Origin of the sequence: Halopseudomonas pelagia (genome assembly GCF_009497895.1) — a bacterium.
In the GTDB taxonomy this organism is placed as follows: domain Bacteria; phylum Pseudomonadota; class Gammaproteobacteria; order Pseudomonadales; family Pseudomonadaceae; genus Halopseudomonas; species Halopseudomonas pelagia_A.
The window spans coordinates 3070200-3096469 of sequence record NZ_CP033116.1; the positions used below are offsets into that span (position 1 = coordinate 3070200).

The window sequence follows — 26270 nt, forward strand, 5'->3', positions numbered from 1 at the left end:
CGGGCGGTGGTAAACGGAAGTAAAGGCCATGCTGACTCGATACATAGCTCGTCAGTTGAATTGCCAGGTAAACCGCAGTCTGACCCGGGGCCTGGTTCAAGGTTTGGCCATAAGCCTGATGCTGACGGGCCAGGTCGCAGCGGCGGACCTTATGGACAACCAGGATCTGGCGGTTGCGCCTGAACTGGCCGGCCTCGGCAACAGTGCAACACGAGCAGTGATTGACCAGCAAGGTGACGAACATCAGGCCAGCATCAGCCAAAGCGGTGAGGGCCTGGTCGGGATTATTGCGCAGCTAGGCAATAGTAATGAGGCATTCATCACCCAGGAGGGAATTGAAATGATCGCTTATATCAGCCAGGACGGCTTTTCCAACCTGGCCAGCATCACCCAACACGGCGCCTACAACCAGGCATACATAACTCAACATGGCGCAGACAACAGTGCCCACATCGAGCAATCCGGGGAGGGGCTGCACGGCAGCATCACCCAGCATGGCAGTGGCCAGAACATAGAGGTTACGCAGTACCAGTAGCTCTGGTCTCAATTAAAAACGCAACGCATCACATTCTATTTGTGGAGGTAACACCATGTTCAACATCAAACCCCTCACGGCTGCGATAATTACTGTCATCAGCCTCAACGCTTTTGCCGACGACAGCCTGTCGACCCAGGATCAGACCGGGGACTTCAACATAGCCGACGTGAACCAGAGCAGTGCCACCGGCAGTTTTGCCGACCAGGATCAGGTAGGCGGTGACAACAACGCCTTCATCTTCCAGGCAGAAACCCAGAGCACGGCAACCCAGATCCATACCGGGGATCTCAACGCCGCCGCGTCCGAACAGAGCCTGAATACTGGGAGCTCCTCGCTTCAGGACCAGCAAGGCATGTTCAATGACGGGGCCAGCCTGCAGCAATTCGGCACCGACAGCACCACCACACAGCTGCAGATCGGCGACGGCAACAGCGCTTTGACCTGGCAGGAGGAACAAGTACAAAGCACCGCGCTGATGATCCAGGCCGGCGACGAAAATTTCGTATCGGTTGACCAGATTGTTGGTAGTGGAAATACCGCTGCGGTCTACCAGGAAGGTGACATGAACACCGCTGCTACCTGGCAGCAGTTCTCCGACGACAATCAGATCTATCTGCAACAGTATGGGGTGGGCAACGAAGCCTACGCTGATCAATGGGAAAGCCAGCAAAGCACCACAACCATCACCCAGAACGGTGACTCAAGCTACCTGGCGACCTATCAGGAACTCCAGAACCAGAGCCAGGTTATCGTCGACCAGAGCGGCAGTCTGAACGAGATGTTGGTGGACCAGACCGGCGGCGAACTCAACATAGCCTACGCCGTGCAGTCCGGCGACGTGAACAGTCTGGACCTTCAGCAAATCGACTCGTTCAACAACCAGGCTTATGTCTATCAAGACGGCAGCGACAACGTGGGGCTGATCTATCAGGAGGGCCAGGATCACCTGCAGATCGTCTCCTCAACCGGTCAGGAGAACGAACTGGACGTAAGCCAAACCGGGGAGCGAAATCTGCTCACCTTCAGCCAGGACGGCGCCGGTAACTTGCTCACGGCCGAACAAGGTGGCAGCGACAATACTGCCAGCGGCTCCAGCATCGGCGTCGACAACGAAGTGGTACTGGATCAGACCGGCACCTTTAACGTCGCAGAGGTTGCCCAGCAGTACGGTTCGGATAACCTCGCCAGCATCACCCAGACTGACAGCCTCAATTATGCGGCCATTGTTCAGGGAGGGATTGGCAACCAGGCGTTCGCGGTGCAGGCGGGTGCCAGTCATGCCGCCTATATTACCCAGCAGGGTAACGGCAACCTGGCCACAGCAACACAACAGTAAATCGCTCCACGCAAAACAAAACCGCCCATTTCAGGGCGGTTTTTTTATCAGCAGCTTTATTTGGCAAATCGGTCAAGGGGCCTGATTACGTAGACTACTGGAGTATTTGGAAAGCGAAGAAAAACCCGGCTCGTCATCAGCCAACTGCCACAAGCGCCGCTCCAGACCCTGGGCAACCAAGTGCGCAACCGCCGATTCGATGGCCGACAGCACGCACAGCTGAGCCGGCTCGTTCAATGTGTATCCGGCCTCTGCCTCCAACAGCTTCTCGAACTCGATGAACTTGAACACACCCGCATTGCGCCCAACCGAATAGATGGTTTTGGACGTCATGACATTGCCCAGCACCTGTCCGGTGCGCACGTCGACAGCGCGCAGGCTGACCGACACCTGATCCACCCGGTATTCCTGAGCCAGGCTGAGACCCAGATAGCGTGCCCCTACTCCGCCGGTGCGCACATTGGAATCAAACGCCGTGATCCCGCCCTCAAGCAGCAGGTTGGCAGCATGCAGCGACGGCAGATCCTCCTGAATGTTGGCCGGAATGTTGGGCTTGTTCTGCGAGGCACGGATAATTTTGCGTTCAGTCAGAATGTTCTGCAGCCCCTCGCGCTCCAGCACCATGAACCAGCCACTGGCCTGCAACGCATCCACCAACATGCTGGCAGCGCCCTGCGTGACGCTGGTAGAAAATGAGCTGGCGGGGTTGGGCTTGTATTGCCCGGTCTGGTCGCGAAAACCATAGACCGCGACAACCACCCGCCCCTTCGGCCGGGGCAGCGCCAGCAAGTCATAATAGGTCGACGCCCTGGGCGTGAGCACAGGGGCCTCAGTGTCCTGGGCTGGCATAGGTTCGCGGCTTGCGCATCCGTGCAGCGTAGCTGCCAGTATCAATGTCGCAACGATTTTGTTCATGGGTCCATCCCTGTTTTTAGCGGCTACGGATTAGTCAGGCCGTTTACTACGACTTCCGATACTTCGCCGGTCTGCCGGTCAGTGATGACAATGCTGAGCATGCCGGAGTCGTCAATGATGTTGATGATGAACGCGTCGGTGGTCAGGCTGCCGCTGTCGCCATTCTGGATATCGGTCAACAGTTGCGACAGCAGCCGGGACTCCAGCTGGCTGGTAAACCGTTGTAAGGCGGAGATACCTGACGTTGAAGATCGGGAGCTTGAATCCGCTCGATGGCTGTTTTGCGATTGGGCATTGCTCAGCAGCCAGCTTCCGTTCAACGGGTTGCCGCCAAAAGACGGATTGACCGGGGTGTAAACCAGCTCCGTGGCGCTTGCTCCAGCACTCAGGGCGAGGCCGGCACAGGCCAGCAATACATGTGTTGCTGCGGTGCATTTCATAATTCGTCCCCTTCTATATCGAAGTTATCCTGAAACATCCTTTCAAGGCTCTGCTGGGCTATGGCCTCGCGTATCCAGTCCGCCGCGCTGTAGGCGACGGGTTGCAATAGCGAGGTATTGGGTGGGAGAAATCGCTGGTAAAGAATCACGCCGTCCAGTTCGACCCAGATCAAACTGCCCCAGCGTGCGGAGGGCCGTTCATGCACCACCAGGTTGACGTCCAGCTCGTCGCCATCACGCAGGCGCTCGCTGAAGTAGCGATAAAACTCGTGGCCGATATTGGAAATCGTGTCGTTGACCACAAAGCCGGCGAGGATGGCGTCATCCGCTGCTGCAGCATCATCGACAGCCGCGTCTCCGCCAGCCTCCGCTTCCGCGCCGGCGTCGATATCGGTATTGACGTCAGCGTGTGCCGAAAGCATCCACCACGCCAGGAACCACACCAGGGTCCAGGCGGGCCATCGCCAGGCGCTGCGCGGTGCACTGCTTACCGGGCTCATGGGCTGCCTCCCGGTGCTGCGATTGGCTGCGCGGTCGATTGGCTGTCTGCGAATGCGTCTTCCGCCACAAACTGCCAGTCCGACACCCGCTCCAGCCCTTCGAACGTCTGCCATTGCGGCGGGAAGTTGGAGCGTTTCATGCTGCTGCGTTCCGAGCGGCTATACACACCGGCGATGCCCTCGCCGTAGGACATCACCAACCCCCAGTCCGGGGAACCGGTCATGGGGTCTGGATAGAGGCGGCGCAGATGCCGCTTGGGCACCACCGAGCGGCGATCCTCCAGCAGCTCTTCCAGGTGCCGGGGATAAGCCGCAGTGCCGGGTGAGTTGCGGTAATAACTGCGCAGCGCCCGAGCGTATTGCGTGCCGACCCAGAGCAGCTCTCGCTCCTTGGCGCGTTGGCTGCTGACTGACCAGAGCTGGCCCACACCGGCAAGCGAAGCGCCCATCACGGTGACCAGAAACAGCACGCCGAGAAACGTGAAGCCCTGTTGCGGCCGTGCCAGATGATTACCAGTGCGCATATGCACTCCCGTCCCGGGCATGCCCGGTCGCCGCGCTTTTTACGTCACTCACCCGGCCGGCCACACCTTCCGGTGGCTCAATGATGACCCACAGGTCCGAGCGCTCAAGAATCGGGTCGACCGGCAACTGGCGCAGATAGCGACGTTCAACCAGCTCCTCGATCGAATCCGGATAGGCACCGGTATCGCCGTAATATTGATCAAGCGTGTCACGCATCACTGCCAGGCTCTGTTTAAGCGTCGTTTCCTTGGATGCCTCAAGGCTGGAAAAATACCGCGGCAAGGCAATAGTCATCAGCATGGCCACAATGGCCATGACCACCATGAGTTCGATCAATGTGAAGCCGCTGTGTCGTTTCATGTTTCACCAATCCCGGTAAGCGATGCCGTTCAGGCCATCGCCACGCATCAATGAATACACATCAAAAACGTCTTCGCCCTCGCGCGGATCTTCCGCCGAACTCGCGTAACTGCGCTTGCCCCAGGTATCGACTGCGGGAATTTTTGCATCGGCGAAGGGGTCACGGGGGATGCGCCTGAGGAAATACACCTTTTCGCCCTTGATGCTACGCAGGTCCCGCACGCCATCAACGAGCAATTCCAATGACGGCGGATAACCCGAGGTACCGGCGCTGTTTTCCAGGAAGCCGGCGTCGGCCAGCATCTTGTACCGATCAATCGCATCGCGTATCTGATACAACGAGGTTTTCAGTTCCTGCTCCTTGCTGCGCCGGACCAGCGTCTCGGTCAGCGGCAATGCCATGCTGGCCAACAACGCCAATATCGCCATGCTGATAACCAGCTCTATCAGGGTGAAACCCGAGCGACGCGCTGCCGTGTTCATAATGGCCGGGCCTCGCTCACCGCTGGCGCCAGATCCACCGGATCAGGCAACTCAAGGGGTTCAACAGGCGCGCGTGGCTGTTCCTCGTTCAAGGTCACAGGCCGTGAACGCATGTGGCTCTCAGTGCCGGTGGCAAACTCCATATCGCCAGGGCTCTGGTACGGCAGGTTGCGCACTATGCGCGGAGTGATGGATAGCACCAGCTCGGATTTGCCGATGGTGTCTTTCCTGCTGCCGAACAAGCGGCCCAGCCCAGGCACGTCACCGATCCCCGGAATCTGGTTACCGGTGACGCCGTGATCGTTACGCACCAGACCTGCGAGCAACTGCGTCTCGCCGTTTTTCAGGCTCAAGGTGGTGACCGCATTGCGGGTATCGACCTGCACCGGAATGGTCCCCTGGCGGGTAGCCTCCAGGGGCGTGGCATTGCTGACTTCCAGGGCGATCTGAATACCCACCACATCGTTGAGATAAATGGTCGGCTGCACCTCGAGTTTCAGACCCACATCCAGATAGGTAATGCTTTCGGTAATCACCGGCCCCTGCGTCGAAGGTACCGAGGTTGCGCTGATGATCGGCACGCGCTGGCCGATATGAATTCTCGCCTGCTCCTTGTTGCGCACCCGGATGACCGGGCTGGCCAGGGTGTTGATGTCGTTGTCCTGCTCGTTGATGCGCAGTTGCGGCGAAGGGCTGAGGGTGATGCGCCCTGAATCGATCCCGCGCAGTTGATCGAGCACGGTTATCGCGCCGCCTTCGGCATTGACCACGCCGAAGGTGTTCGGCCACTGCAGGCCAAGATCGAGTATCCGCTGCTGTGAGACTTCCATGATCTCGATTTCCAGAACCACTTCTGGATCCGGCTGATCCTGTGAAAACAGCAGCTTTTCAACCATGCGCACCACGTCCGGGGTATCGCGCATGGTGAGGGTATTGAGACGCTCGTCGACAAAGATGTCACGGGTTTTCAGCAGGGTCTTGATCATGTTCAGCGCCGCATCGGCGCCAATATTGGTCAGATAAAAACTGCGCATGACCAGCTCCTGATACTCCTTGAGCTTCTGCGGCGAGTCCGGATAAATGATGATGGTGTTGTCGTTGATGATGCGCTGATGCAGCTGGTTTTGCTGGGTGATCAATTCCACCGCGTCAGCAATGCTGACATCGCGTACGAAGATGGTGGCTTTCAGATCCGGACGAATATCCTTGTCGAGGATGAAATTCAGGCCGGCGGTCTGCGACAGCACTTCAAAAATGATACCCAGGTTCGCGTCGCGAAACTCCAGGGTCACCAGGCGCTGCAGCCGGCCGCGTAGCTGCGGGTCCATGGTGTCCGTGCGGGCGCGTATCTGGCCCACGTCATCGCGCAATTTGCGCGCCCCTGGATGCAATGGGTCCAGTTCGAGAATCGCCCTGACCTGCGTTTCCGCGCCGACCAGGTCCCCACGGCGCAGAGCCGCCTGGCCCTGGCGCAGAAAATCGGCGATGTACTGCATCTGCTCGATCTTGCGCATGCCCTGCTGGGCCCGGGTGTTAGTCGATTCCAGGCGTAGCACGCGTTGAAAGATCGCATACGCGGCCACCTGATCACCCAGGGTCAGGGCATTGTCAGCCTGAGTCAGCAACATGGTGATAACCCGTGCCTTCTGGGTGGCCAGCGCAATTTGTACCGACGGGTCACGTGGGTCCTTGGCAGCGGCTGCCTCCAGCTGCGCCAGGCCCGCTTCATAGGAACCTTCGTCGATCAGCGAGATTCCCTGGCTCAGGTCGTTCGCGCAACCGCCCAGGGCTGCCAACGCCAACGCCAGCAACAACGCCTGCACATGCAGCGCGGGACGATAATCTGCGGGCTTCATAACGCGCTTCCCGCGGTGCTACCGACCAGCACCGACTGGTTCAGGTCCAGGGGCAGGTAAACCAGTATTACTTCGCGCCCGCGGAGGCCCTCGACGCGGTAGGTTTCATCAATCACATCGCCAACGCTGACCACATGAATGGTCTGGTTGCGTTGAAGCACTATATGCAGTTGCTCGTTGTCTCTCAGCGTACCGACGAACTGGAAAGGCACCGGTGGCGCGGCGGGCAATACCGGTGCCATCACCCGTGGAGCAGCCGGCGGCGGAATGTCCGGCACTGGCGGTGCTACATACCAGCTGTGTGCCGGAAACAGATCAGCGCGCGGTATGACCTGCTGCTCTGCGGGCAGGCGAGCGGCAGGTGGCGTCCCCTGCTCTTCCTGCAGGATCGCCTGAACCGCTGCAACATCGGGCAGTTCAGGGGCATAGTCGGCCGCGGGCTGCACCAGTTGCTCGTCGTCCCAGAACAGCTCTGGAATGAGTGCCAACGTGGTCGCTCCAGCCAAAAATCCCAACCATATGAGAGACCGCTTCTTTTCCATGGCTACCTCGATAGATACAGAGTCAGGCGGATTCGCCCTTCAAGGTGTGTTGTGCCGATGTCCAGACGCCGAAGATCAATATCCTCAAGCGCCAGGGCCGGTATTTCTTCCATGACCGAATGAATGAAACGACGTAGCTGGGGATAACTGCCGCCTACCGGCAGCGTCATCTGATATCGCGCCAGACGGGTTCTGGCATCGATCCCCATTGAATATTCGCCCCGTGCCAGGGTGATGCCTTCCGAGCTCGCCAGGGCGTAGATGCGATTGATGGTAGTGGTAGCGTCCATTTGCCCGGGGAGCCCCTGGCGGAAGGCGTCGACCTCGTTCTTGCCGCCATCTGATTCCGAGTAAGCAGAAGCCGGCTGGGTTGGGTCCAGTACGCCAGTATTGGCGGACAGATCAACCGGCCGGAGCAGCTCAGCGCTGGCGGGCGCCAGGATCAGCCCGGCGTAGAATGCCGCCATCAACATCAAGCTGGCACCCAGAAGCCCTGGCCAGCCGAGCCGCTGGGCCTGTTCAAGCAGGATCAATCTAGAGAGGTGCATGGCTGCCGCTCCAGGTGACCAACAGATTGAAGCGCACCGGCTCACCGTCCGTTTGCGCCATGACCTCATGATTGATCAGGTAAACGTCACTCAATTCCTGGCTGCGCTCAAGCTCCTGATGAAAAGCCAGCATGGACCCCAGATCGCGTGCTTCGGCCTGGATGCGCAGTTGCCGGTTGCGCCCGTCCGTAATCAGCGACAGCAGCGCGACATTTTCAAGCGGCAAGGTTTCCAGGTTAACGAACAGAAGCTCCCAGGGACGGTTTACCTGATCCGACACGGAGCGAATCTCAGCGAGAATAGCGCGGCTGCTTCGCAACTCTTCAGGCGTCCGAGAAGGCGCTGGCGCCTGTTGCTCTGCGGCGAGACCCGCTGCACCCACTTGCACTACGGCCCCCGCCCGCTCGGCTTGTTGACTGCTGATCACTTGCTGCGCCAGCCCGCAGGCGAGGACCGATACCAGCCCCAGGCTGAGCAGTACCCAACCTCTGGCGCTCGCTGTGCGCGGGGGTGCGAAATCAAGTTCCAGGATGCGCATGTCAATGCACCGCCCGGGCCATCAGCAACATTGGATCGACAGGCTCGGCCTGCTGGTCCACCTGCTGACCCTCCTGACCCAGCCTGTGCAGCGTACAGCCGTTACCTGCCGAGGTTTGCTTCGGGAGGCTGGCTGCACTACCGTGCACGTACACCGCCTGAACCGCCTCGTCCCGCAGTTCAAGCAGTTGCTGCTCACGCGCTATGAGTTCGGCTAGTGCGTTGTCGGTATCGGCGCAGGCCAGGGTATGCACGCTCTGCCATTGCCCATCACGCGCGCGCAGCACGCCCACGCGGCCCTGCTCCACTGCAATGAACAGAAAAGACTGGTCCGCCAGATTGCGGCAAAAGCGATTGAACACTGTGGCCAGATACGGCTGCACGCCAAGCAGCCGGCACCCGGTTTCCTTGCTTAGCTCCTGCAGCCCGCTAATGAGCTCTGCGGACGTGGCTGCGGCAATACGAGATCGGCCTTTTGCCTCTGGCGACACACTGAACGACCAGTTGTGCGGCTCTTCAACATAGACCTGTTCAAAGCAGAACTGCGCAAAGGACAGCAACTCGCGCGGCGAGGCGATTTCCTCACGCCAGGGCACCAGCATAAAGCGCACCAGATGGCTGGAGATCAATACCTGCAGCCGACAGCGGGCCGCTGCGTTCTGCCGCAACAGCTCGGCCAGAGCGATCAACACGCTCGTCGGCGTGGCGTCCGCAGGGGTCACCACGCGTTGGATCTCCTGCGGCCCATTCGCACCCAGGCGAAATAGGCCGACCTGGGTTCTGCCGAGGATTATCACGCGTTGTTCAAGCGACGAAAGTGACACGATTGATCTCCTCCAGCGAAGTCTGTCCAGTGCGAACCAGCTCCAGTGCCGAACTGCGCAGCAGGCGCAGTCCGCGCTGGCACGCCAGTTCCTTGATCCGCTTGAGCGGCTGCCTTTCCACAATCATCTGGCGCAAGTCATCGTCGAGCCGCAGCAGCTCAGCGATGGCGGTACGGCCGCGGTAACCGGTACCCCGGCAGCGACTGCAGCCCTGCCCTTGCATCAGGCTGAAGGTGCCGCGCTGCTCGGGCGCGATACCGGAGAGCAGGAGCTCGGATTCGGAGTACTCAACCGCCACCGCGCAGTCAGGGCAAACTAGGCGCAGTAGCCGCTGTGCCAGTACCGCGTTGAGGGCAGAAACGAAACTGTAGGGGTCGACCTCCATCTGAATGAAGCGGCCAATCACATCGAACACGTTGTTGGCGTGGATGGTGGTGAATACCAGATGGCCGGTCAGTGCCGACTGCACGGCAATCTGTGCGGTCTCGGGGTCACGGATTTCCCCAACCATGATCTTGTCCGGATCATGCCGCAGAATCGAACGCAGCCCTCGGGCGAAGGTCAGCCCCTTTTTTTCGTTCACGGGAATCTGCAGCACGCCGGGAAGCTGGTATTCGACCGGATCCTCAATGGTGATGATCTTGTCGCGGCCGTTGTTGATTTCGCTGATCATCGCGTACAGGGTGGTGGTCTTGCCGCTGCCTGTCGGGCCGGTTACCAGCACCATCCCGTAGGGGTCAGCCGCCAGGCGTCGCAACTGCACGAGACTCTCGTCGGCAAACCCCAGCGACTCCAGGCAGACGCCGTTGCTCTGGTCGGCGAGATCCTGTTTGTCGAGAATCCGCAGGACCGCATCTTCGCCAAAAATGCTCGGCATCACCGAGACCCTGAAGTCAATCTGACGACCGCTGATACCGACCTTGAAGCGACCGTCCTGGGGCACGCGGCGCTCACCAATATCCAGCTCGGCCATGATCTTGATCCGCGAGATAACCTGCTCGGCAATCTGCATCCCCTGAGCACAGGTCACGCTGTTGAGCACCCCGTCGATACGGTATTTGATGCCCAGGCCGTTGGCAGTCATGCCCAGATGAATATCACTGGCGTGCAACTTCAGCGCATCGTAAAGCGTCGAGTTAACCAGCTTGACCACCACGCTGGAGTCCTCGCTGATGCGCGTCAGCGAGAGAATCTCCAGAGACTCGTCCGCCACTATCGCAACGCCTTCGCCCAATCCTTGAACAGCCTGGAATCCATCTTCGAGTCGCGCCAGATAGTCCGCCAGGTCGAGGGCATGCACCAGATATAACGGCGCGCCGGCCAGACATTGATCGATCCAGGCCAGGCGCGCAGCATCGAACGGATCGGCGAACACCCCGATGCTGATCTCGCCGTGCTGGACCATGATGAATTCACGCTTCAACGACTGCGCCAGCGACAACTGACTGAAGTCGGGAACAGCGTCGAGCAGGCTGCTGCGATCCAGCACCGGATAGCAAAAGGTGGCGCCGAGCCGCTGGACGAATTCGGCAGAACTGAGTCCAGACAGTTCCTCAGCCTCTTCAAGCACCCTGCTGGCATTGACCAGCGAACAGGCATGGGCAGACCTCAGCAGTTGCGCATCGAGTCGCTGGGCAGGTAAAGCCGTGGCAGTCACCAGAACCGCATTGACCTGACTATCCATCACGCGCTCCTTGTTGCTGTTCGGTAGTGGGTTTATTGCGCCTCTCCAGCGCCATCGTCGGCTGACTTTTCGTTCACCAACCCATCTTTGAGGGCAAGGCTTAATAATGGCTGGCGGCGGTTGGCCATCACCCAGCTACCGTCATACATTCTCAACGGAAAGACATTGATACGTTCCCTGCGTCTTTCCTCAATGATTGCCATGGGCTTGTTCTTCTGCACGGCAGGCGTTTCCAGCAAACCACTGACCAGCCGTCGCAGCTCCTCAAGCGGAAAGGGTTTGAACATGATGTGCGAGATTCTGCGGCGCTTCGCGCTTTCCAGTACCTGGCTTGAGGGGTGACCTGTGATCAAAATGCAACCTCCCTGCCAATGCATTTCCAGCGTATCGAGAACCTGAAACCCTTCCATGTCCGGCAGTCTGTAGTCGAGTACGATGACTTCAGGCAATAGCGTGCGGGCCAGCTGTATTCCGGAAATTCCGTCCGCTGCCAGATGGACTTCGCACGGCAGTTTCTCCAAATACAGCTTGAGGTTTTCCGCCAGCAGCATTTCGTCCTCGACTAACAGAACCTTTTTGAGCAACTGAAATCTCCTTAACAAAATGACCGTTTTAGCCGCCAAGGAGCCTGCTCCTGATTAAACCTAGGCATGCTTCATGCCAGCCGCAAGAAATCCGGAATCTTTTATAAGGATATGATTTATATTGATAATTAAAGATTAAACCGGGACAAAAAAAGCAGGATTGGGGAAATACGATTGGGGAACAGGTGGATTTCCCCACTATTGGGTGGGTAGGGCCTGGCTGGTGTCGCGAGTCAGGGATTAACGTAGCGGCCGAGTGGCTGAAAACGTTGCTGACGTAGATCTACCCTGACCATGTGAGCGCCGAGCGCGCCGGTTCTGCGACCGGGGCCGAAACTCATGGCAGGGGCCAGCCCGGTCTGAAAGTTATGCAGGTTCTCCAGGCTGACAACCAGGGCTTCACGGCTGGCGTCGCGGCCGATGCGTTTAAGCCCCTCGAACAGCAGCATGGTCGACACATAGCTGTTGACCTGCAGCGCCAGATACCGCTCCCCGCCCATTGATTCGGGCACAGCCGATTGCAGCAGGGACAACGCCGGCGCCGTCCAGTCGCTGGGTAAAAAGGCGTAGGCCAGCACCACCCGATCACTGAGCCGCTGCGGCAGTCGTAATACGTCTGCGCCAACCTGGTCAGACGATGCCAGCAGCAATGGTGGCGGATCTGCCTGCAGACTTGTCTCGGCAAAATCCACCAGCTCGCTGCCGCTGCCGATAAAAAAGACCGTACCGATCTGCCCAGCAGCAGCCGTCTGCTCGGCCTCCGGCGGGCTCCGGGTTTGCACATCTTGCCAACCCAGGTCACGCAGCCGTCCGGCCAGCAGATCGGCAAGGCGTTGCTGACCCGGATCGACGGCATGCACCACCAGCGCCCGCTGAGCCGATTGATCGGGGATGCTGTTGGCGTAGCTGGCGAGTGCCAACATCTGTTCACGCAATCCCGGCAAGGCCTGGAACACCCACTTTGGATGCGCATGATCGGCCGGCGAAATCAGCGAGCCTATGACGGGCACCGCCAGCGACGCGGCAAACTCCTCCAGGCCATCAGTTAACGCCGGGGCCATTGGCGCGAGTATCAGAAACACTTGATCCTCTTGAACCAACCGCTGCAACGCCTGTATGGATGTAGAGCGATCCGGGCCGGGATCTCGGACCACCAGCTCCAGCTGCCTGCCATGGATTCCGCCGCGGTTATTCAACTGCTCTACCAGTTGCTGCAGCAGTCCGCTGACCATTCGCCCCGGCCCCGCCAGCGGGCCGTCAGCGGGTAGCAAGGTGCCAATGCGCAGCAGGTTATCTTCCAGCCCCGGGTCGTGGTCATCTTCCAGCCGGCGAATATAGGCAATCAGGTTGTTCGCATCAGTTCTGGAAAGACTGTAGCGCGGCATCGCCGCGGCCAGTTGATTGTCGCCGGGATCCAGCCCGCGGGTGAACGCGTGCAACAGGCTGGTTTCGGTATAAGGCGGATAGTCACGGCCGTTCTCGAGCCGCTGCCTGTAGGGTTTGGTCAGCCGCTGCCAGGTGATGTCCGGTGGCACCACCGCACCTTCGGGCCGCCCACGCCCATCGCGGCCATGACAATTGACGCAGGGCAGCGACGTTCCTGGCAAAAGCATATCGCCAATGCCAATCCGGGCCTGAATTGGGCCCTGGCCGACACCGGTCAGATAGATCTGTTTGCCTGCCCGCTCCTCCGGGCTCAGTGGCAGCGCGCAGGCGAAGGAACTGCAGAGAAGCAGGCATGCGATCACCACTGCAGCGCGGAACAAGGTTTACTCCGTCTCGATCGGCATGGCCAGCAGTTGCAGGCGCTGGGCCACGGCCTGCACAGGCGCATCGGGCCTTATCTTGCTCCAGCGCTTGTTGGCTACGTCGCCCGCGATCAGCAAGGTTGAGTGGCCCTCCGGCGAGTCGGAGAACTGGCCCAGCCGCTTCAACACTGCCTCCATCGCTGCCGGGTCGCCGGTCAGAAAGGTCCATTGGCGCTCATCCAGGCGTTGTTTTTTCATGAAAGCGCTGAGTGCCTGCGGGGAGTCGTTGACCGGATCACTGCTCAACGACACGAAGTGGATCCGCTCTGACTGCTCGCCCAATTGCTCGCGTACCTCCTGCAGCTTGCGGCTGATCAACGGGCAGGCATCCTTGCATTGGGTGAACACCACATTCAGCAACACCACCTTGCCGGCCAGCACATCGGAATAAAAACGCACCTCCTGACCATGCTGATTGAGCAATAGCGTATCGGTGAAATACGCTTGGGCGTCACGGTTCAGATCAGCGGCCACCGGTTGCGTGGATGGTGCCGATTCCGCGGCATGTTCCACCCCGTCATGCGCCAGCGCCGGCAAGCACAGCAGCAGCGCCAGACTCCACAGCAGCGCCCGTTGACGTTTCATAGCGCCACCTTCTGGGAATCGATTGCGCGCAGTTCAGCCGGGTGCGTCCCGGCATGCCCCGGTTGCAAGCTGTCGACTCGGGCAACGATGGCCGCTGGATCGGTAAACCCGTAGAAGCGCGACCATTCGCCGGTGGCGTCATTGCCCACCAGAAAGACCGGCTGGTGCGACTCCAGATCCGGTGACCAGCTACGCAGGCTTTTCAGGGTCGCAGTGATGGCGGGTACCGATCCGGTCAACCATGACCAACCAGGCCCGGCTTTGTGCAACTCGGCATATTCACGCAGACGCTCTGGTGTGTCGCGTAGCGGATCGATGGTGATGGATACCAGACTCACCCCGTCACCAGCGCGCTCACCCAGTTGGTCCTGGACCTTGGCCATGATCGACGAGACCACCGGGCAAACCGTTGTGCACTGGGTATACATGAAACTGATGACCACAATGCGCCCGGAAACCAGGTCCTTTTGCAGATTGACGCTACGGCCATGTTGATCGGTCAGCGGCTGGTCGGCAAAGGTGATACGCGGCTCTGCCTCGACATGCCCTTTGGCCGGGGCATGGCCGGCATGGGCACCGCTTGCATGGGCGTTCTGAGCATGCTCGTGCTCAGCGTGCGCCGAGGCTGTGCCGGTACCGAACGTGAGCAACAAGCCCATCAGCATGACAGCGGTGTTTGATCGTCCCTGTATTGATTGCATTACTACCTCCTGACAAACGTCTCATCATTGAGCTTGTTTCAGCGTCGCGGCCGTGCGCCGCACGCTGGTGTATGGCTGGTCGCCGAATGCCATTCCCAGTGAGCTGGAACCAACGTGCAGGTAATACGCACCCGGATCCGGCAGCTCCAGCATCGCCTCATAGAGCCCGGCGCTGATCTCCGTTGCCGCGACTTCGTGGGGCCTGGATGAGGGCGCCATAAAATAGCGTACGCGCAGATCTTCTATCCCCGGGTGCGGCGCATTATCGGGCCCGCGCGACACCTGAAAGCGCACCGGCCGGTATCTATCCGGGCTAACCCGAGCCTGATCCGCGAGTAAGGTCACCTTGGGCTTGGCGTTCAGCCGATCCAGTTCCGGATTGCTCTGTACTTGCATGGCGAAGCAATGCGTGAGTTCCGGCTGATTGAGCATAAAGGCCACATCAAAGTGACCGGAGGCCGGCAACCGCACGCGGCTCTGGTAAATACCTGGCTCAACCTCGCGCAGCGTGCGGTTGAGCACCGAAACCGCACGGGCGGTATGACCGCGGTTGGGGTAACCGGACATCGGTGCGTTCATGCCTTCGTTGTAGAAATAGGTGGTATTGTCGGCCGGGTTGACGACGAACACCGAGCCCTGATCAACCGAGGTCGCCAAACTCTGAGCCATCGGCAGCTCTCCCGCCAGGCCCGGTGCCGCCCTGCCCGCATCAAATCCCTGCACGATGGGCTTGGACTCCGCGGCGATCGATGAGAGGTTGATCATGGTGACTTTGCTGCTGCCCAGGCCGCGTATGTAGGCGTAGGCCGGCGTAAATTCCAGCTGATAAGGCTGAGCCGTCACATCAATGCGATGCAGCACCTTGGCATCCGCCGCATCGATTACCAGCACCTGGCTGTTCAGGGTATTCAGCACCATGCCCCAGCGCCCGTCCCCACTGAAACCCATCGGCCCCAAGCCCGGCCTGCCCTTGATCACGCTGCGGACGTTGTGGCTCTGCCCATCAATTACCGTCACCTCGCCCGCTTGACCATCGACCACATACACAGCGCCAGACAGCTCCGAATAGGCGACGTCCAGCGGATGCGCGCCGACCGGCATATCCTTGATCTTGCGCAAGTCAGCTACATCAATGATGCTCAAGCTGCCGCTCGTGCGATTGCTGATAAAGGCATAGCGCGAGTCAGGGCTGAAGGCCATTTCGTGGTGGCCGCTACCGGTGGCGATGCTGGCGACAACTTGCAAACTCTCGCTATCGATAACGGTTACGCCCCCCTTGGCCGGGTCGGCAGCATCATTGCCGACCCACAGATAGCGACCATCAGGCTGCATGGCCATGCGCATCGGATCGGCACCCGCGGGGATATTGCTGGCCAGGGTGAAACTGTCGGTATCGATCACCGCCACCTCGTCGGCATCAGGCAAGGAGACGAACAGACGTTTTTCGTCTGCGCTCAGTACCCAGTCCATCGGCGCGCTCTTGAGTAAAATGCGCGTCAGCGTGCTGGTCACGCCCCCGACGGAAATCGAAGGATCGATGACGGTGATGCTCGGATCCTTGTTCAGAATCATCAGGTAATAGCTATTGAGATCCACCAGAGGCCTGATGCCAATAGATCCCTTCAGATACAGCCCGATGCGCTTTTTGCAGTCCAGTTGCTGACTATCCAGCCCGGACTCCGTATGCAACTGATCCAGCCAGGCACCCGGGTTCAATCCGCTCAGCGGTTGGCCTGCGGCGCTGTCGGTGACCCGGAAGCGAATATCCGCATACTGGCCGGCAATCGGCAGCTGATCGGTTGCGCCACCGCCAGGCCGCACTTCAAAATCGATGATCACCCCATCCCGCTCCAGGCTCTGGTGCGGCGGCTTATCCGCCGCACTAGCCGCCGCCTGAGATGCCTGGCAGGTCATCGACAGCAGCGCCGCCAGCCCCAGTGACAGCATCCGGCTGAGGGCTGTGCGATTACTCATCTTCATCATCCGTTACCCGCAGCAATCCCCATAAGCCTGAGGCGTTACCGAAGGCGGCATAATCGCGGTATAGATAGTCGCCCTTGATGCCATTGCCACCGCCAGCGCTGGGTAACATGAAGCTGAAATGTGCTGCCGGCAGTACGCTTTCCTGCGCGGCGGCGTAGCGGCTCAGCGGGTTGTAGCCAAAGCGTACTGCCCCTACACCCGGATCCTTCAGCGGGTAGCCCTGGGAGTCAGTTTTTTCCGAGATGAACGGATCTACCGGCCACAGATGTCCAGCCAACTGGAAGGTCGAACCACGACTACCGCCGGACGGCATGGTCAGATTGATCCGGAAGGCTTCATTGGGTTTGACCCGCAGAATCGGGGTGACCGGATCGGAGCCAACCAACGCATTGCTGTACGCCATGTGCGCATTGGGTACGTCACCCCAGCCCTGGCCATCAGCGCGGCCGAACGGCGCATCCGGCGCCTTGGCGAAGCGATACCACAGCGGCTCGGTGCGATAATTCACCGCCATGCCGGAATTGTCCTTGGGATCATTCGGTACACCAATGCCTTCTATTGCGACGTTTTCCACCGGCCGGCCACTGGCCCAGCGCATGTTCAAGCCCTTCTGCCAGATCAGCGAGAAGTCCTTGTAGGCTGGCTTGTTCGGCGCAGTGACCGTGGCGGTGGCGCGCATGGTCGGGTTCTCCTCCCAGGTGGCGCCCATGGGCACAATAGTCATCGCCCCTACCAGGCCCTTCTGTGGCTGCTTGATCATGTCGGCCGGCATCAGATTCAGCCCGCCAAACTCGATTGGTGTGGCAATGATGTTGTCAACGCTACGGCCGAGCCGTACCAGCGGCCTGCCTTCGCGCTGCAGATGCCCGGCGTAGTATTGATACTCGCGCGTCGGGTACTCGCCAGGCACAGTACTGGGTGCCACGGTTTGCACCGGATTCATGCCGACATTCATGCCGTCGGATTGAGTCACGTCGTATGCCATCAGTTGCGCATGCATGCCGACGTGGCTGGAGGGGCGCATCAGGTTGTTGTTGAAGGTGGTCGAACCCTGATTGCCCTGCCGGTCGCGCTTGGCTACACCCTGCATGATGGCGAAGTTCGGCAGGTCGGGCATGACCAGTGGCAGACGGTTCTCCAGTGCGACGGTAACGCAGTCGCCCGCCGCGGCGCGCAGCATCAGCGGTTCCACTGGCACGCCGGGCTTCAGCTTGCCGGTGACCGGATCCAGGTCGCTTTTGCGCACGTAGAGAATCGCGGTAGGGTCATGCAGCGGCCCGGACTCACCGCCGAGGGTGACGGTTTCGCCATCTTCCGGGTCCACTATGGTGACCTGTGGAATGGCAGTGGCCCGCGGGTTCATCACCAGCGTTCCGCCATCGGGGTTGAGCGCGCCGCCGACATGCGAGCCGGCGCCGTCCGGGTCGTCAATGCTCAGCCCGAGACTGTTACCCAACACATCGTTGGCCAGCACCGCGACTACCTCGAAACGACGCTGGACGGTGCTGCGCGAGCCAATTCCATTAGGGTTGGGGCTGAATCTTGGGCACACGCCACCGTAGGAGACAGTATTGCGCGGGGCCACCGGGATGCTGTTGTTTGGCACCGGCATCAGGTCATCGCGGCTGGCTGAATAATTGCGCATCACGCCCCAGATGCCGCTCCAGTACCCTTCCATGGACGCGTCCATAGCGTACAAGTAGTCCGCTGTCTCAGACGCCCTGCCGGAGAACATGTGCACCGGCGCGGTAAAGCCGAGCTGCTCGGAAATACCGATCATCTGCGATCCGCGCCAGCCCGAGTTGGCGCTGGTGACTATGCCGCTGCCACCCTGAAGCCATTTGACCCCGTGCAGCGTGACGTTGTGCTCCTCTTCATGCCCGCCAGCAATGATCCGCAGCCTGACGTTGTCACCTGTGTAGGTACGCAGCATGGGCGTGAACGCGTCTCCAGGCTCACCACCGCCAGCATTGATATGCGGCGGGAAACTGGTGGTAGCGCCGGTGGGCCCGACGGCACTGAGCAGCGCATCGGGAGTCAGATTCAGTGCCGCAATTGCCCGGTCTGTGCGGGTCTGCAAAGCGAACGCCAGATCCCCCGCCAAACCCTCTGCCTGCATGCCTGGTTTGCCATCCGGAGCAATCCGTTGCGGGTCAAAGATGCGCAACCCCACCGGTTCGTTGCGGTAGTTCACCACAAACATACCCGGGTCATCGGCGGAAATGGCCTGAGGGCATGGGCGTATCGGGCAGCCGAGCTTTTCACCTCCAGCCACTTCAATGACCGACTCCAGCAACGCGTTGGCGCTCTTGCGTTCGGGCGGGTTGATAGCATAGCGGAAACTGTCGGTGGTAGCCGGAAACGCACCCGGATCGGGCCTGCCGTCAGGCCCTGCGCCCACATAAACCCCGGCTTCATAGGCATGCTGGAAATCGCTATAGGCCAGGAAGAACTCCCTGAAGCTGTCGTTTTTACCATCGGCATTTTCATCGCCAGCGGCAATCACGGCTTGCCAGGAGGTCGGCCCACCATCCTCACGGGTATACATCGGTTCGCCGGTTTCCGCGTGGTACCAGGTCGAGCCTGCCGGTTCAACCAGCACAGTAGCGTACAGGCCAAGCTGCTGGTGGGTGGACGGGGCCAAATGATCGTGGGTGAAAATATTGCCCAGGCCGCGATCGATGCCATGGGAATTGACCACCGGATCAACGAACCAGCGTTGCATGCCAGTGCGCGCTCCGAGCCAATCCGGCCGGCTGAACTGGCCAAAATATGGATGGACCTTGGCTAGCGGACAATCCTGGGTGCCGTCGCGCGCATCGCCTACGGCGCACTCGTTGTATTCCCGAATAGCTTCGATACGCTCGGTCACTGCAACGGGGGCAAGTATGCCATCCTCATAGTTCCAGCCATTCGAGGCGCCGTCGGCCGCAGTCAGATCCCATTTCGGCAAGTGGATGTGCTGGCCAACTACGTCGCTGGGAGTGCGCACCTGATAGTCGTCAAGCTCATAGTAAGCCGGTATGAGATTGGTCTGGTGGTACATGGCACAGTCAAAACTATTCAGGCGCATCACCAGCGGCTCGGGTGGCTGCTGCTTGTTGATCACCGGCCAGGCATCTTCCCAGAGCGTGAGGATGCGTGCCTGAGGATAGTGGTAACCAACCTTGTTAAAGACCGCGTCAAACTGGATGTTGGCACCCTTGTAAATGCGCGGACGGTCAGCGGTATAGGGGGACGAGCCGGTGAAAGACATACCGTTGGTTTTTTCACCACTGAAGAAACGCCCTACACCCGCCGCGCTGGTCAAAAGTTTTTGCTGGTCATCCATGCAGGGCTCGAAAAAGGGTGCCCCGGCCATCGGCAACGCACCGTTGGTGCGGAAACTGGCCGACTGCACCGTGCCATTGGGCATTACCTTGAAGCTGGGGTGTTCCTTGCGCGCGTGATAACTCATCGCGGCTTGTTCTACGTCATTACCCTGTTCCGGAAACCAGATTGGCCGGGCGCGACTGATACGCTTGGAAAAGTCCACCGCACTGGTGGTTACATCCGCCTCGCCACCCGCAGACCAGCCGTCCAGTGCATGCCGCGGCAGGCCACCGTCCCATCCGTCCACCTGGGTGGGCTCAAGCGCTTGCCACAATGCATTGCCGCTGTCCTTCAGTGCCTGAGCTGCCAACGGATCAAGCATATCCAGCGGCGGGGTTGGCGGGCGTTGCCCTACAGTGTGTTCAATCCCGCCGATCCAGAAGGGATAGCCGGGGTTTATCAGGGTGCCGTCCGGGTTGTAGTTGGCTTCGCTGCGGTCCACCAGAGCCAAAGAGCCAAGCGGTTCGCCGGTTTCAGTGGATTCACCCTCCTCGTGATCCCCTTCCGCCAGCAACTCACCCTGGGCAAACCGGGGCACCACACTGACCTTGCCCGGCATGGGTGGGAGTGGCTTGCCGGGCAGCGGCACCACCGCAGGAATCGGCGTGCCGGCGACGATCTCGCCGTCCGGCAAGGCGCGCGCGCCCTCTGCTGGCATGCCGCTACGCAAGGCGAACGGTTCCTCATGGAAACCATCTTCACCCTCCTCCGAAACCGCTAGACGACTGCCTTGCTCGAAAACATCATGCACCCGCCACAGGGCCCACATTCCCTGAGCAAAATGGGGGTAGAAATGGCAGTGGTAGATGGCGTCGCCGGCTACCCGATTGCGATTGCCGGATCCGCCTAAAGCGATTTCATAGGTGAATCCCGCGCCCGGGCCGATACCCTGAGCGTCAATGTAATCGGAGTTGTCGTCATTGGGGTTGAATAACCACTGATGACCGTGCAGGTGGAAAATGTGCTGTTCGTGCCCCGCATGGGTGTTACGGAACTTGACGAAATCGCCAATGTAACTGTGGTTGACGTTGGAGGGGTCGCTGGGGAAAAGCGCCATGGTCGCCTTGACGCCAATATCTTCCGGGTCGGGTGTTTGCCCCGGGACGATATCCTCCAGCCCGACGTTGGCTGGCACATCGACCAGCATGGCGGCGTCACCTACAACGTGCGAGGACAGAAAGAATTCCTCATATGCGCAGGACAAGCAATCATGCATGGGCCCTACGCCAAGCCGGTTAGCGATAATCTCAGAACCAATACCGGCCGAGCCGTAGTTGATCATGAAGGAATCGCGGGTGGGTTGCAGCACGTGACCGAACACCGGATCGTTCCAATAGCCTGGAAAGGCCTGGGCAGCGGCGGTCTCATCATGCCAGGCAGAGGCAAAGTCGCGGAACGGCTCAAGCCGGTTAGGCAGCGACGGGTTGCGTTTGCCAATCCTTTCCAGCGGATAAGTCGCAGGCGGAAAACTGCCATCGGCATTAGGGCCCAACACTATGGCATCAGTAGAGCTGACGATAATCTCGCTGCCATCGACCATATTGAGAATGGGTTTGCCGGCCTTACCTTCGGCGATCCAGGGTTCGCTTTGGGGGAAACGTGCTTCATAGTCAATGATCGGCTGGCCAGCCGGGGTCCGACCAGTGGAGGCCAGGCGCATCTCTTCTTCGGTAACCGTGTTGCGATAACTTCTGGCACCTTTGGGCAGTACTATCACCTGACCGAACAGGCCGTTGGTCATATTCCCAGCCGTGCCTTCGCCACCAAAGGTTGCGCCATAGCTGGTCGCCAGAAACGCGCCCTCACGCTCGGCGTAGAGCACATAGTTTCGGCTGGCGCCGGGGGCCAGCAGGGTATTGTCGTTCTCGCCCGAATTGGTGGCGATGTCATCAATCGAGTTGACCGCCTGCAGTCCATTCACCTTGAACCCGACATGACGATCTGTCACCTGGTCATCAATCTGCAGGGCTGGGTGCCCTTCGCCCTTGCGCGGGTTAGCCTGTTCCGCCAACAGGTTCTGCAGCTGCACGGTAATGCAGTCGCCTTCTGCCACACGCAATATCAACGGCCGCGGACGCTTGTCCGGGCGCAGCAGTACGCGCCCCGGGAGGGCTTGGCCGCCCTCTGACAGCAACACCTGGTTTTCGTCGACCACATCTGAGCGCAGGGCAAACATCATCCCATTGATATTCTGCGCGCCAAGTCGGTTGAACATCAGCGGCTGGTCGAATGCGACGACTTTGGCGACCAGGTGGCGCTGGCATTGAATAGCCGCCTGCACCTCGCGGTCCGGCACTGCCAGGCTCATGGCCACAAGCGACACGCATAGCAGACTGCGTAGCCCCGACCTTGGAATGGAACTGAATAAATGGTGCAGGTTCTGGCTCATGGCGGCGACCTCCAGTCGGGATGCCCAAAATGCGTCACCAGAACCGAGAGCAATTGCTATGCCAAAAAAAATCCAGATATATATCAGTGACCTGCGTAAGGCGGGCAAATCAAACTGGGTAATCCCCCGGAAATTGCCCACCCATTCACCCAGCAATTCCAGGTGTGGCGGTGTGTCTATTGGTAAGGAGCTGGTCAGCGGATTTTGCAGCTTGAGAAATGGTCAAACACTCCCCCAGGCCTGGGGAAACTTACCCGACAATGGTGGGGTAATCCTGCTTCATTTGGCTTGATGAGCCGCCTGAAGATGCCGATAGTGACGCAACACCCGGGGAACATATTTCTGCGTTTCTGCGAAGGGTGGAACCGTCCGCCCGTGTTGCTGTACTGCGCCAGGACCGGCATTGTAAGCCGCCAGCGCCAGCTCAATGTCGCCTTCAAACAATGTCATCAGGCTCTTCAGATAGCGGGCACCGCCACTGATATTGGCAGCCGGATCCCATATATCTTCGACGCCCATCTCGACCGCGGTCGCCGGCATCAATTGCATCAAACCAACCGCTCCACGGGGTGACAGGGCCAGCGCGTTATAGCCGGACTCAACCTGGATAACCGCATGCAGCAAGGCCTCCGGCACGTCGTGCAGGTTGGCCGCCTCGCTGACCAGTGCGGTGTAGGCCTGTGGCTGTGGCGATCCAGAGGGCCTGGTGACCGGCGTCGGTTCTGTCAGTTTTACCGGTGAAAACCCCGGGCCGGAGCGCACGTTGGTCAGGATAATGGTGCCCGTCGCTGATACCGATGTGTAGAAGCCGGCCGCCTGCTGGGCGTACGCCGGGAGCACAATTAACGACAGCACCAGTATCAGCATCGGACGCATGTTTTATTTCCTTATTTGTTCTCCGGGACGCGGGTCTTCCCTGCAAAGCACATGCCCGTGTTGCTCTGCCCTCGCCTGAGCAGTCAGCCGCGCAAAACTTGCATAACTTTTGCATGGACAGCTCATGCGCAACTTTCAGGAGGAACAGTGATGACTTCCCACTCTCTAGACGCCGAGAACAAAAATCGCGGCTTCACTTTGCTCGAGCTGTTGGTGGTGCTGGTGGTACTGGGGATGCTGGCGGGCATCGTAGGGCCCAAGTATTTCAAGCAACTCGGGCGTTCGGAAACCAAGATTGCCCATGCCCAGATCGAAACCTTGGTGAAGGCCCTGGACATCTATCGCCTGGAGATGGGCAATTACCCGACCGGGGAGCAAGGTTTACAGGCGCTGGTAGAACCGCCCGGCGATTCGGTCAGCTGGGGCGGCCCCTACCTGCGCAAGGGTGTGCCACTGGATCCATGGGGCCGCGAATACGTTTACCGCTCGCCCGGTGAGCATGATGAATACGACCTGCTTTCATGGGGCAAGGATGGGCGCCCCGGGGGCGAAGGTGAAAACGTGGAGATCGTCAGTTGGTGAACTGCTGAGCCCCCCTGTCGTTAGCCGCGGCTGACAACACCCCTACATAAACCAAGGACGCAGCAATGCACTACCGGATCAAGGCCATCCAGCAGCCCAAGGGTATCGTCACCCTGAACTTCTTCACGCCTACGGCGAAAGAAGCGGAAGATCTCGCGCGCGAACAAGGTTATCGGGTGCTGGGTGTACAGCCGGTGTCCCGCTGGATGGCTGGCAGCTGGCGCAAGGAACGCTTCCCCTTGATGTTGTTCAGCCAGGAACTGGCGACGCTGCTGCGCGCCGGGCTGGCACTGATCGATGCGCTGGAAAGCCTGGCGGAGAAAGAGTCCGATCCGCAGTCAGCCAAGGTTCTGTCGAGCATTATCCGGCTGCTGTACGAAGGCAAATCCCTGTCCCAGGCGCTGGGTCAGTTTCCGTGGATCTTTCCACCGCTGTACCTGGCGTTATTGCAATCCAGCGAAAAAACCGGCGATAGCGCCGCCGCGCTGGAACGTTACGTCAGCTATCGGTACCGGCTTGAAGAGGTACGCCAGAAGATCATCAGCGCCTCGGTTTACCCGGTTCTGTTGCTGGCGGTGGGCGGGCTGGTCATGCTGTTTCTGCTGGGCTACGTGGTGCCCAGGTTCAGCCTGGTGTTCGACGGCATGGAAGGTCAGCTGCCGTGGTTGTCGCAGGTGTTGCTGGCATCAGGCCAATGGTTGAACGAGCACTACACCGCGCTCTTGCTCGGAGTGCTGATAGCCGTCTGCATAATAGTGGCCGGGTTCAAACAGCCGGTCAGCAAACGAATGCTCCACCGCCTGCTGGCCAGCTTGCCGATCATCAATCAACGGCTATTTATTTATGAAATGGCCCGGTTCTATCGTTCGCTGGGCATTCTTCTGCAGGGCGGCATTCCGCTGCTGACTGCGATGGAGATGGTCAAAGGACTACTGAGTCTTACCGCGCAACTACGATTACAACAAGCTCGCGATCGGATCCGCGAGGGGCAATCGCTTTCACGCGTTCTTGAGGAATATCAGCTATCCACACCTATATCGATTCGTATGCTGCGTGCGGGAGAGCAATCAGGGAATGTAGGCGAAATGATGGAAAAAACCGCCAATTTTTACGACGCCGAAACCAACCGCTGGATAGATTGGTTCATCAAGCTATTCGAGCCTTTGCTGATGACCTTTATCGGGTTGCTCATCGGCGGAATCGTCATCCTCATGTACATACCGATCTTCGAACTGGCCTCAAGCATTCAATAGGCCGACCAACCACGACCCGCTCACGCAGGCTCGTGGCTGTATCGTTGATGCCTGTGCTCAATCCAGCCTGACCACGATCCGGCCAACCATCTTGCCAGCCAGTATCTTTTCGATTTCGGCAGGCAGATCATCGAGTGCGATTTCTTTTTCCAGGTTATGCAGATCGGTTTTCCATTGCAGCGACAGCCGATCCCACATCGAGGCCTTGACCACCAACGGCTGCTCGACCGAGTCGACACCCAGCAGGTTGACGTTGCGCAAGATGAACGGCAAAACGCTGCCCTGAAACTGGGTACCGGCTGTCAGGCCGCAAGTCACGACGCTGGCACCGTACTTTAGCGACTTGACCACATTGAACAGAATATCGCCGCCGACCGTATCCACGGCTCCGGCCCATTGCTCTTTGAGCATGGGTTTTTCCTTGCCCGCTTCCAGTTCACTGCGCTCGACGATCCGAGTCGCGCCCAGACCTTTGAGAAAGTCCGCCTGGGTGGCTTTGCCGGTAGCCGCGGCCACTTCGTAACCCAGGCTGGCGAGCATGGCGACGGCAATACTGCCAACACCGCCGGTAGCGCCAGTGACCAGAATGGGACCCTGCCCCGGGATCATGCCGGCTTGTTCAAGCTTGTCGATACACAGCGCGGCTGTCAGGCCCGCGGTGCCAAGCACCATACTGTCACGCAGGCCCAAACCTTCCGGACGCTTGAGAACCCAGGCTGCGGGTACACGAATGTATTGGCCATAGCCGCCGGACGTACTCATGCCCAGATCGTAACCGGTGACGATCACCTCATCCCCTGCCGACAATTCCGGCACCGAGGAAGACTCCACCACACCCGCAGCATCGATGCCCGGGGTATGCGGGAAGTTACGCGTTACGCCCTTGTTGCCGGAGGCGGACAAGGCGTCCTTGAAGTTCAGCGATGAGTACTTGACGCGAATCAGCACTTCACCTTCCGGCAGGTCGTCGATCTGCCGGGTCGTAACATTGGAGACATAGCGGCCGTCTTGTTCGCTGACGACCAGAGCCTTGAATTCCGTCATTTGGA

At 59.5% G+C, this 26270-nt stretch carries 24 protein-coding genes; 4 read left to right on the forward strand and 20 right to left on the reverse strand.

From position 1 onward, the window contains the following. Positions 1–28: 28 nt before the first annotated feature. Both EAO82_RS14315 and EAO82_RS14320 read left to right on the forward strand, forming a co-directional pair. Positions 29–535, forward strand: coding sequence for a curlin (locus EAO82_RS14315; RefSeq protein WP_096347415.1), 507 nt, complete (start codon positions 29–31; stop codon positions 533–535). A 55-nt stretch (positions 536–590) separates the two neighbouring features. Then, positions 591–1874, forward strand: coding sequence for a hypothetical protein (locus tag EAO82_RS14320; RefSeq protein ID WP_096347414.1), 1284 nt, complete (start codon positions 591–593; stop codon positions 1872–1874). Between the two features lie 72 nt (positions 1875–1946). Here the strand turns inward: EAO82_RS14320 and EAO82_RS14325 are convergent, their stop codons facing one another. The 19 genes from EAO82_RS14325 to EAO82_RS14415 form a co-directional block, all read right to left on the reverse strand. Further along, complete coding sequence (locus EAO82_RS14325) at positions 1947–2789, reverse strand: CsgG/HfaB family protein (RefSeq protein WP_096347413.1); 843 nt, start codon at positions 2787–2789, stop codon at positions 1947–1949. Between the two features lie 23 nt (positions 2790–2812). After that, the gene (locus EAO82_RS14330; protein WP_096347412.1) at positions 2813–3229 is read right to left on the reverse strand and encodes a curli assembly protein CsgF; all 417 of its coding nucleotides are present in this window, start codon (positions 3227–3229) and stop codon (positions 2813–2815) included. Next, a complete protein-coding gene (locus tag EAO82_RS14335; RefSeq protein WP_231703363.1) occupies positions 3226–3618 on the reverse strand; it encodes a CsgE family curli-type amyloid fiber assembly protein in 393 nt (130 codons plus the stop codon). Before EAO82_RS14335 ends, EAO82_RS14330 begins: the two co-directional genes overlap by 4 nt. 107 nt (positions 3619–3725) lie before the next feature. Next, a complete protein-coding gene (locus EAO82_RS14340; protein WP_096347411.1) occupies positions 3726–4253 on the reverse strand; it encodes a type II secretion system protein in 528 nt (175 codons plus the stop codon). Further along, the gene (locus EAO82_RS14345; RefSeq protein WP_096347410.1) at positions 4240–4614 is read right to left on the reverse strand and encodes a type II secretion system protein; all 375 of its coding nucleotides are present in this window, start codon (positions 4612–4614) and stop codon (positions 4240–4242) included. The genes EAO82_RS14340 and EAO82_RS14345 overlap by 14 nt, the downstream gene beginning before the upstream one ends. A 3-nt stretch (positions 4615–4617) precedes the next feature. Further along, positions 4618–5097 (reverse strand): type II secretion system protein, encoded by a 480-nt coding sequence (locus EAO82_RS14350; protein ID WP_096347409.1) that lies wholly within the window; start codon positions 5095–5097, stop codon positions 4618–4620. Next, the gene (locus EAO82_RS14355) at positions 5094–6953 is read right to left on the reverse strand and encodes a secretin N-terminal domain-containing protein (RefSeq protein ID WP_096347408.1); all 1860 of its coding nucleotides are present in this window, start codon (positions 6951–6953) and stop codon (positions 5094–5096) included. Before EAO82_RS14355 ends, EAO82_RS14350 begins: the two co-directional genes overlap by 4 nt. After that, positions 6950–7441 (reverse strand): hypothetical protein, encoded by a 492-nt coding sequence (locus EAO82_RS14360; protein ID WP_096347407.1) that lies wholly within the window; start codon positions 7439–7441, stop codon positions 6950–6952. The genes EAO82_RS14355 and EAO82_RS14360 overlap by 4 nt, the downstream gene beginning before the upstream one ends. Before the next feature lie 56 nt (positions 7442–7497). Continuing rightward, positions 7498–8043 carry a GspMb/PilO family protein gene (locus EAO82_RS14365; protein WP_096347406.1) on the reverse strand — a complete coding sequence of 182 codons (546 nt, stop codon included), beginning with the start codon at positions 8041–8043 and terminating at the stop codon, positions 7498–7500. Then, complete coding sequence (locus EAO82_RS14370) at positions 8030–8581, reverse strand: pilus assembly protein (RefSeq protein WP_096347405.1); 552 nt, start codon at positions 8579–8581, stop codon at positions 8030–8032. Before EAO82_RS14370 ends, EAO82_RS14365 begins: the two co-directional genes overlap by 14 nt. Before the next feature lies 1 nt (position 8582). Beyond that, positions 8583–9404, reverse strand: coding sequence for a hypothetical protein (locus EAO82_RS14375; RefSeq protein WP_096347404.1), 822 nt, complete (start codon positions 9402–9404; stop codon positions 8583–8585). Next, positions 9385–11088, reverse strand: a complete 1704-nt coding sequence (locus tag EAO82_RS14380; RefSeq protein WP_096347403.1) for a GspE/PulE family protein — start codon at positions 11086–11088, stop codon at positions 9385–9387. Before EAO82_RS14380 ends, EAO82_RS14375 begins: the two co-directional genes overlap by 20 nt. A 32-nt stretch (positions 11089–11120) precedes the next feature. Beyond that, the gene (locus EAO82_RS14385; RefSeq protein ID WP_410402947.1) at positions 11121–11711 is read right to left on the reverse strand and encodes a response regulator; all 591 of its coding nucleotides are present in this window, start codon (positions 11709–11711) and stop codon (positions 11121–11123) included. A gap of 194 nt (positions 11712–11905) precedes the next feature. Next, the gene (locus EAO82_RS14390) at positions 11906–13438 is read right to left on the reverse strand and encodes an ABC transporter substrate-binding protein (RefSeq protein ID WP_096347401.1); all 1533 of its coding nucleotides are present in this window, start codon (positions 13436–13438) and stop codon (positions 11906–11908) included. A gap of 3 nt (positions 13439–13441) precedes the next feature. Then, positions 13442–14065 carry an SCO family protein gene (locus EAO82_RS14395; RefSeq protein WP_096347400.1) on the reverse strand — a complete coding sequence of 208 codons (624 nt, stop codon included), beginning with the start codon at positions 14063–14065 and terminating at the stop codon, positions 13442–13444. Next, on the reverse strand, positions 14062–14766 hold the full coding sequence (locus EAO82_RS14400; protein WP_231703212.1) for an SCO family protein: 705 nt from the start codon (positions 14764–14766) through the stop codon (positions 14062–14064). The genes EAO82_RS14395 and EAO82_RS14400 overlap by 4 nt, the downstream gene beginning before the upstream one ends. A gap of 24 nt (positions 14767–14790) precedes the next feature. Continuing rightward, a complete protein-coding gene (locus EAO82_RS14405) occupies positions 14791–16749 on the reverse strand; it encodes a YncE family protein (protein WP_410402946.1) in 1959 nt (652 codons plus the stop codon). Next, entirely contained in the window at positions 16733–22429 is a 5697-nt protein-coding gene (gene mnxG / locus EAO82_RS14410) for a manganese-oxidizing multicopper oxidase MnxG (RefSeq protein ID WP_096347440.1), read from the reverse strand. Before mnxG ends, EAO82_RS14405 begins: the two co-directional genes overlap by 17 nt. 360 nt (positions 22430–22789) lie before the next feature. Further along, the gene (locus tag EAO82_RS14415; protein ID WP_096347399.1) at positions 22790–23386 is read right to left on the reverse strand and encodes a lytic transglycosylase domain-containing protein; all 597 of its coding nucleotides are present in this window, start codon (positions 23384–23386) and stop codon (positions 22790–22792) included. Between the two features lie 150 nt (positions 23387–23536). On the opposite strand from EAO82_RS14415, the gene gspG reads away from it, so the two are divergent. Further along, positions 23537–23968, forward strand: a complete 432-nt coding sequence (gene gspG, locus EAO82_RS14420) for a type II secretion system major pseudopilin GspG (protein WP_096347398.1) — start codon at positions 23537–23539, stop codon at positions 23966–23968. A gap of 65 nt (positions 23969–24033) precedes the next feature. Further along, a complete protein-coding gene (locus EAO82_RS14425) occupies positions 24034–25221 on the forward strand; it encodes a type II secretion system F family protein (RefSeq protein ID WP_096347397.1) in 1188 nt (395 codons plus the stop codon). A gap of 57 nt (positions 25222–25278) precedes the next feature. Here the strand turns inward: EAO82_RS14425 and EAO82_RS14430 are convergent, their stop codons facing one another. Next, positions 25279–26265, reverse strand: coding sequence for a YhdH/YhfP family quinone oxidoreductase (locus EAO82_RS14430; protein WP_096347396.1), 987 nt, complete (start codon positions 26263–26265; stop codon positions 25279–25281). Positions 26266–26270 lie beyond the last annotated feature (5 nt).

What these genes read in the sequence shown, in the direction of transcription:
- EAO82_RS14315 (WP_096347415.1), top strand. Translation starts at nt 29, where the DNA reads ATGCTGACTCGATACATAGCTCGTCAGTTGAATTGCCAGGTAAACCGC.
- EAO82_RS14320 (WP_096347414.1), top strand. Translation starts at nt 591, where the DNA reads ATGTTCAACATCAAACCCCTCACGGCTGCGATAATTACTGTCATCAGC.
- EAO82_RS14325 (WP_096347413.1), bottom strand. Translation starts at nt 2,789, where the DNA reads ATGAACAAAATCGTTGCGACATTGATACTGGCAGCTACGCTGCACGGA.
- EAO82_RS14330 (WP_096347412.1), bottom strand. Translation starts at nt 3,229, where the DNA reads ATGAAATGCACCGCAGCAACACATGTATTGCTGGCCTGTGCCGGCCTC.
- EAO82_RS14340 (WP_096347411.1), bottom strand. Translation starts at nt 4,253, where the DNA reads ATGCGCACTGGTAATCATCTGGCACGGCCGCAACAGGGCTTCACGTTT.
- EAO82_RS14345 (WP_096347410.1), bottom strand. Translation starts at nt 4,614, where the DNA reads ATGAAACGACACAGCGGCTTCACATTGATCGAACTCATGGTGGTCATG.
- EAO82_RS14350 (WP_096347409.1), bottom strand. Translation starts at nt 5,097, where the DNA reads ATGAACACGGCAGCGCGTCGCTCGGGTTTCACCCTGATAGAGCTGGTT.
- EAO82_RS14355 (WP_096347408.1), bottom strand. Translation starts at nt 6,953, where the DNA reads ATGAAGCCCGCAGATTATCGTCCCGCGCTGCATGTGCAGGCGTTGTTG.
- EAO82_RS14365 (WP_096347406.1), bottom strand. Translation starts at nt 8,043, where the DNA reads ATGCACCTCTCTAGATTGATCCTGCTTGAACAGGCCCAGCGGCTCGGC.
- EAO82_RS14370 (WP_096347405.1), bottom strand. Translation starts at nt 8,581, where the DNA reads ATGCGCATCCTGGAACTTGATTTCGCACCCCCGCGCACAGCGAGCGCC.
- EAO82_RS14380 (WP_096347403.1), bottom strand. Translation starts at nt 11,088, where the DNA reads ATGGATAGTCAGGTCAATGCGGTTCTGGTGACTGCCACGGCTTTACCT.
- EAO82_RS14395 (WP_096347400.1), bottom strand. Translation starts at nt 14,065, where the DNA reads ATGAAACGTCAACGGGCGCTGCTGTGGAGTCTGGCGCTGCTGCTGTGC.
- EAO82_RS14400 (WP_231703212.1), bottom strand. Translation starts at nt 14,766, where the DNA reads ATGCAATCAATACAGGGACGATCAAACACCGCTGTCATGCTGATGGGC.
- EAO82_RS14405 (WP_410402946.1), bottom strand. Translation starts at nt 16,749, where the DNA reads ATGATGAAGATGAGTAATCGCACAGCCCTCAGCCGGATGCTGTCACTG.
- mnxG (WP_096347440.1), bottom strand. Translation starts at nt 22,429, where the DNA reads ATGAGCCTGGCAGTGCCGGACCGCGAGGTGCAGGCGGCTATTCAATGC.
- EAO82_RS14415 (WP_096347399.1), bottom strand. Translation starts at nt 23,386, where the DNA reads ATGCGTCCGATGCTGATACTGGTGCTGTCGTTAATTGTGCTCCCGGCG.
- gspG (WP_096347398.1), top strand. Translation starts at nt 23,537, where the DNA reads ATGACTTCCCACTCTCTAGACGCCGAGAACAAAAATCGCGGCTTCACT.
- EAO82_RS14425 (WP_096347397.1), top strand. Translation starts at nt 24,034, where the DNA reads ATGCACTACCGGATCAAGGCCATCCAGCAGCCCAAGGGTATCGTCACC.
- EAO82_RS14430 (WP_096347396.1), bottom strand. Translation starts at nt 26,265, where the DNA reads ATGACGGAATTCAAGGCTCTGGTCGTCAGCGAACAAGACGGCCGCTAT.